Annotated in this window: 2 protein-coding genes and 3 pseudogenes; 2 read left to right on the top strand and 3 right to left on the bottom strand. The window is 39.3% G+C overall.

Features of this window, described 5'->3' with window-relative positions:
* The first annotated feature begins 694 nt into the window (after positions 1 to 694).
* The gene (locus QUA53_RS28425) at positions 695 to 1,411 is read left to right on the top strand and encodes an IS4 family transposase (RefSeq protein WP_333249267.1); all 717 of its coding nucleotides are present in this window, start codon (positions 695 to 697) and stop codon (positions 1,409 to 1,411) included.
* A gap of 305 nt (positions 1,412 to 1,716) precedes the next feature.
* Here the strand turns inward: QUA53_RS28425 and QUA53_RS28420 are convergent, their stop codons facing one another.
* From QUA53_RS28420 to QUA53_RS28410, 3 genes and pseudogenes are all read right to left on the bottom strand, one after another.
* On the bottom strand, positions 1,717 to 2,313 hold the full coding sequence (locus QUA53_RS28420) for a hypothetical protein (protein WP_333101140.1): 597 nt from the start codon (positions 2,311 to 2,313) through the stop codon (positions 1,717 to 1,719).
* Positions 2,314 to 2,383: 70 nt separating this feature from the next.
* A pseudogene (locus tag QUA53_RS28415) lies at positions 2,384 to 3,709 on the bottom strand (IS5 family transposase); the annotation flags it as partial.
* A gap of 123 nt (positions 3,710 to 3,832) precedes the next feature.
* Positions 3,833 to 4,321: pseudogene (locus QUA53_RS28410) on the bottom strand (transposase); the annotation flags it as partial.
* 212 nt (positions 4,322 to 4,533) lie between these two features.
* Between QUA53_RS28410 and QUA53_RS28405 the strand changes: the two are divergent.
* Positions 4,534 to 5,530: pseudogene (locus QUA53_RS28405) on the top strand (IS4 family transposase); the annotation flags it as partial.
* Positions 5,531 to 5,610: the final 80 nt, after the last annotated feature.

Raw genomic sequence — 5,610 nt, 5'->3', positions numbered from 1 at the left:
AAGAAGGGTTTTTTCAGAGAATAACTCAGGCACAAATATGATTTTATGTCAACTTAATTTAGATGCGTTTACCCTGGAGGTAATAGCTTGAGAGCATTCTGCCATTTAGTCGGGATTTTGAAGTCCTGAATTAGTGAGAATGTAAGTGGATTCACTAGGAATTCTATTTCTCGTCCTGGCTGTAATCCTTTCAGGACAGTCAATCTGTCTTTATTCGCTGTTGTAAAGTAGACTGTATATAAAGGGTTGCAGATGATATTGGTAGTATGGTTTACTCCACCTACACGCGCACCAGTTTGGTCGAAGTGCTGACGGGGTGATAAACCCGTTAAAACCCATAGCTAACAAAGGTTTGACCGATTTATGGTAAAAAAAGATGGGGTCAATATCGTTAAACAACCCCATCTATAGAAAATGTTACCTCCATTTTACCAAATTTGTTTCCAGAAACAACTGAAACAAGCAGAATACTTAACCCGCTCGTATTTTAATTTTTCTGCTTCAAATCAAGAAACAAGTGAGCATTGAATCCCTGGCAACATTAATGCCTTATCCAATTTTGTTTGAGAGCAGGCGACGAGGGATTCAAAGATTTTTGAAGCTACCGATTCTCAATGTTTAGAATCTGTGGTTTCCCCTGATTAAATACATTTTAAGAACTAAAGTTAACCAGCAAAAATAGTGGAGAGTTGCCATTGATAGAACGCAGTGGCGGGACAAAAATATTTTTGTCCTCAACCTGATATTTCAGCGGAGAGCATTACCATTATACTGGCAAATCTTACCGAAAAAAGGATGTAGTAATATCCAAGATCAAAAAAGATTGATTGGTCCAATCCTGACCTTGTTAAAGAAATATAAATTTGTGATAATAGGAGACCGCGAATTTGGGAGTGTCAAGCTGGGAAAATGGCTATGTGATAAGAATGTAAGGTTTGTTTTAAGAATACAAAAGGGGCGATATATTGAACAAGCAGGTAAAGAATATAAGCGATTGAGTGAGTTGGGTTTGATGCCAGGTACTAGCTTTTATTTTAGGGATGTTAAAGTGACGAAGCAAACAGGGTTTGGCAAGTTTGATATCGCAGGTTATTGGAAGCGTCGATATCAAGGTCATGTTGAAGAGGAAGGTTGGTATCTCCTCACAAATGTAGGAACTTTAAAAGAAGCTGTGGCTACATTTAGATGTCGAAGTGGGAGCGAAGCTATGTTCAAAGATTGCAAGACAGGAGGCTATAACCTCGAAAAAAGTCACGCTTGTGACGAGCGCTTAAAAACCTTGATTTTATTAATAGCTTTTGCTTATACTTGCGCTATTTTTCAAGGAGACAAAATTAAAAGAATGGGCATTCAAAAATATGTGTGTCGGCTCACGGCTCACAGAAAGTGGGCGAACTGTAGCTCGGCATAGTAGCTTTTGGATTGGATGATCGGGTCAATCCTGGGTATTAGGCATAGAATATTGTCAGGAAATAGTTGTTAAATTAATGAAAATAAGACCTAATAAATTGCCATTTTTTCAGAAGGGTATGAGAGCTATGTCCTTGATTCAGTCTATGTTTTAACGGGGTTGTTACCCCGTCAGGTCGAAGTGTTGCTAAGGACTACTTGCTAGTCCTGAATCATAAACTTCTTTTTTCTCGGTTTCAAAAAGGAAGTGGTTTTTGATTAACAGGTTAGATAAATAACCGGCTGAGATGGAAATACCTCAATCTGCTAAAAAAATCTAGTAGTTTGCCTTGCTTCATATTGCCACCTAGCGTACAAACTGATTATTAAGGCTTTTATGCCTGGTCCAAATTCTCCTTCGTAGCCTAATGGTAATTCTGCTACATAAGTTTTCCCAACTGAGGGTGAGTAATATTTGTGTTTGCGGAATAATATGTTGTCGGTTGCCAAGCTGATATCTTGGATGATTACTTGTTCGTATCCTTTAAATTCTGCATCTGCTGGCAGTTGGTCTGTGGGATATTCTAGTATTTCTTCTCGATCTATTTTAATCGTGGCGTTCTTACTGCGTTTGCTATGCTTTTTTGGCGTTTTTCGCTCTTTTTCTGATGAGTGCTGACTTTTGAATCCTTTGGACTTGGCTTTGATGTCTGGTTTTCCTTGTTCTCCCTTCAATCGGTTATTTTCATCTTTTAACCGTTGATTCTCTGATTCCAAGTCTTTGACTTTTAATTCTAATTGCTCTATTAGGTTCAGTAATATCTCTACTGTGTGACGCATGGATTCGTCTGCAATACCTTTTGGGTCGATGGTTTTCAGTATCTTCAAGGATGACTTATCTTCTGAAATAATCTTTTGCGTCATGTGTCCTATTTTATGACACTTTGTGTACTCTGCTTACTTTTTTTTCTCTGCTACCCCTACTTATTGAGCCGATACCTGTAGCAGATATATTATCAAGTTTTGCCATCACTCGATTGAGACCGAATCTTCGTTTTCCTTGCCCAAATTTGCCCTCTATCGCATTTCTAATCCTCTCATCTTCCAAGGCTTGCTTCTTTTTTGATTTACTCACATTTGCTCTTGGTCTTCCTAGGGGTAGCCCACTGATTCTAATTCCTTTTTCTTTGCACCATGCTCGGTTTTGCCGATTTCGGTAAATGCGATCGGCATGAACTGATTCTGGATAATATCCTGTGAACCTATGATATGCTTCTACTTGAGCTTTTAAGTCCCCTGATTCGTTAAATTTGTCCCAGCTCATCCGGTCTAAAAATACATATCCTTCAAAACAACTGGCTGATAGTTTGGCTCCAAACTCTACGCTTTTTCCGGCTTTTCCTTTGACTATGGGACGAATGTGGGGTTGGCTTAAACTTACTATTCTATCCTCAATACTCTGTTTATCGTTGTCAAATAACCATTGCTGTTGGCGAGCTACTTCTGTGAGGACTAGCAAGGTTTTATATTGCTTTTTCTTCAGACATTCTAGGCTCGCACCTGAATCGATTAACTGTTCAATATGAGCTAGGTTTCTTTTGATATATTGAAGTTGTTTTTTAATTGCCTGTCTTCTTTTGTTGCGGGTGGGTCGTCTTTGTTTCGCTACTGCTAAGTAGTCTTTTCTTGCTAAATTACGGTAGGTCCTGGGTTGTTTATGGATTTTTTCTTTGATTTGTTTATACAGGATGTCTATAATTTTTTCTCTATGAACTTGGGTTCGGTTTAATAATCCTAAGTCGGTCGGATAACTAATATCGGCTGGGGCGCACGTTGCATCTACGATCAACTTTCCGCGATTGGGGGACTCATTTTTGGCATCCGAATCCTTTTTTTTTTGTTTGATTTGGGTGATGGAGCGCATTTTTTCGACCATGCGCTCGTTGACTTTATTAATTAGGTTGGGACTGATTCGTTGCCGAAAATGTACTAATAGGGATGGATCAAATGCGAGTTCATTGCTGTAGTTTGATAGACCGATGAAGTATTGCATATAGGGATTTTCGCGGATCTGTTCGACTGTTTCGCGATCGCTAATTCCTAATTTTTCTTTGATAATTAATGCTCCCAATGCCATCCGAAATGATTTGGCCCTTAAGGCCTTTTCTGTGGGAAAGTTTGCTGCATATTCTGATTCAAATTCCGACCACGGGATTAGTTCGCCCATTTTTACCCAACGGTTGTCAGCAGACAACCTTCCTCCGAAAGGCAGTTCAAACTCGGATGGGGGGCTGGAGGCAAACTCAGCTTTTTTGTACATGATCGCAGGTGGTGATGCACCGGTTTTGAGCTATTTTACCTGTTTATCTTGCACTTCTATTCTCGATCGCGCGAGCGAAACCCAGGCCACGCAATATGCGCTCGATTATTCAGCAAGCCCTAGGTAACTATCCTTTAGTTTAAGTTGTTCTTTAGGTTTATAAATTTCAAACATTAATTGGAAAGTTAACCCATCTACTAGACCATAGATCACCACAGCCACTATGCCATTGTCAATTTTTCCAAGTCGCCCTAAATATTGTCTAGCTATATAATCGGTAGCTTTTCCCTTCTTTGGATCTCCTGTTTCATTAATGATGATAACGATTTTTCGAGCTTTAACAATTCTTAAAATTAATTCTAGCCTTTGCTTTCTCATGGCTTGATCCTCCCAGGGTGATTGAGTAAGAAAGTGATGCAGCCCTTGAGCATTTTCTAGCCCCATTATCTCTGCAATGGCTGGTAGTGTCTTACGTTTAATATCCGAAATTCTACCCGCATGAAGGTGTGTAAAAGCTTCAAAGCTTCTGACTTCTGAAAACAGATTTCTGTAATACCGACAATACTCATCAATCAATTTCAAGGTTGAATCAGCTTGGCGAGGCTTAACCATAGACCCAGCTCAGGTTTGAGAGATTTTGTTCTATAAGACTCTGTTTAGAGTGACAAAAGAGGGGTATAATGCAATACGGTTCAGTTAAGGCTCAAACCGTGGTAAATTAGGTATTGTTTCCAAAAAGGGAGAGCAAGTTAGCGTGCATCTCAAAGAATTCTCACTTTTTATCTCCCAAAATCCCAAGTAAGGAGATATTCAAAGCAATAGAAATGGCTATTCCAGCTACTGCAATCGAACAGGCGATTACTAAAACGAAGGCTGAAGAGAAACGTCATCGCGCCCTGCCAGCACAACTGGTAGTGTGTCTGGTAATCGCCATGAGTCTGTGGTCGAAAGATTCAATGCGGGATGTACTAAAAAATTTAATTGATGGTCTTAATGAAGCATGGATAAAAGTTGGTAGATATTGGCGATTTCCGTGTAAATCGGCAATTACTCAAGCCAGACAAAGATTAGGAGGAGGCGTAATGAGACAGTTGTTTCATTCATTAGTGCGACCAATGGCTACAGTTGAAACACTAGGAGCTTTTATCAACGAACTCAGAGTCGTAGTGATAGACGGAACCTGCTTAGATATCCCAGACAGTGATGAAAATGCTAGGGTTTTTGGTCGTCCGGGTAGCCGTCCCGGTACGAGAGCTGCGTTCCCGCTAGATTAGTGATTTTAGTAGAGGCAGGAACACATTTAATATTTGATGCCTTAATGTGTCCATATAAAATGGGAGAAAGAGTAAGAGCGTTAAAGTTGTTACGCTCAGTAACGCCGGAAATGCTATTGATGTGGGATAGAGGCTTACATTCTTATGCGATGGTAGAAGCTACAGTAAGTAAAGGTTGTGAGTAGAAGAGTGTGAATTCCATCCAACGTTAAATTCTTAAACGAAACACAATTAGATGATGGTTCATATTTGAGTTGGATTTATCCATCGGGCAAATTAAGAAAAAAAGGATTTCAGCCAATAAAAGTAAGAGTAATTGAGTACACAATTGAGAATTACGACCGCCCCGAAGCACAAATTAGATATCGTTTAATTACCAGCTTATTGGAAGCAGAAAAATTTACTGCCCAGTTACTTGCCTGTGAATATCATCAACGTTGGGAAGTGGAGAATACAATTGATGAACTGAAAGTACATTTATTAGGACGTAGGACGAAAAACTCATATTCGTTCTCAAAGACCAAAGGAGGTGGTACAAGAAATATATGGTTTAAGTAGTCAGACAGAATTAATTACACAAATACATAGTATAATGATATTTGCGGCAAAATTATGAGTTAATTACAG

The sequence above is a fragment of the Microcoleus sp. Pol12B3 genome (assembly GCF_036701355.1).
GTDB lineage: Bacteria > Cyanobacteriota > Cyanobacteriia > Cyanobacteriales > Microcoleaceae > Microcoleus.
The sequence above is the reverse complement of the archived record's forward strand: the minus strand, read 5'-3'. Positions and strand labels throughout refer to the sequence as shown.

Coding starts and splice junctions, on each gene's coding strand:
- QUA53_RS28420 (WP_333101140.1), bottom strand. CDS start 2,313: ATGACGCAAAAGATTATTTCAGAAGATAAGTCATCCTTGAAGATACTG.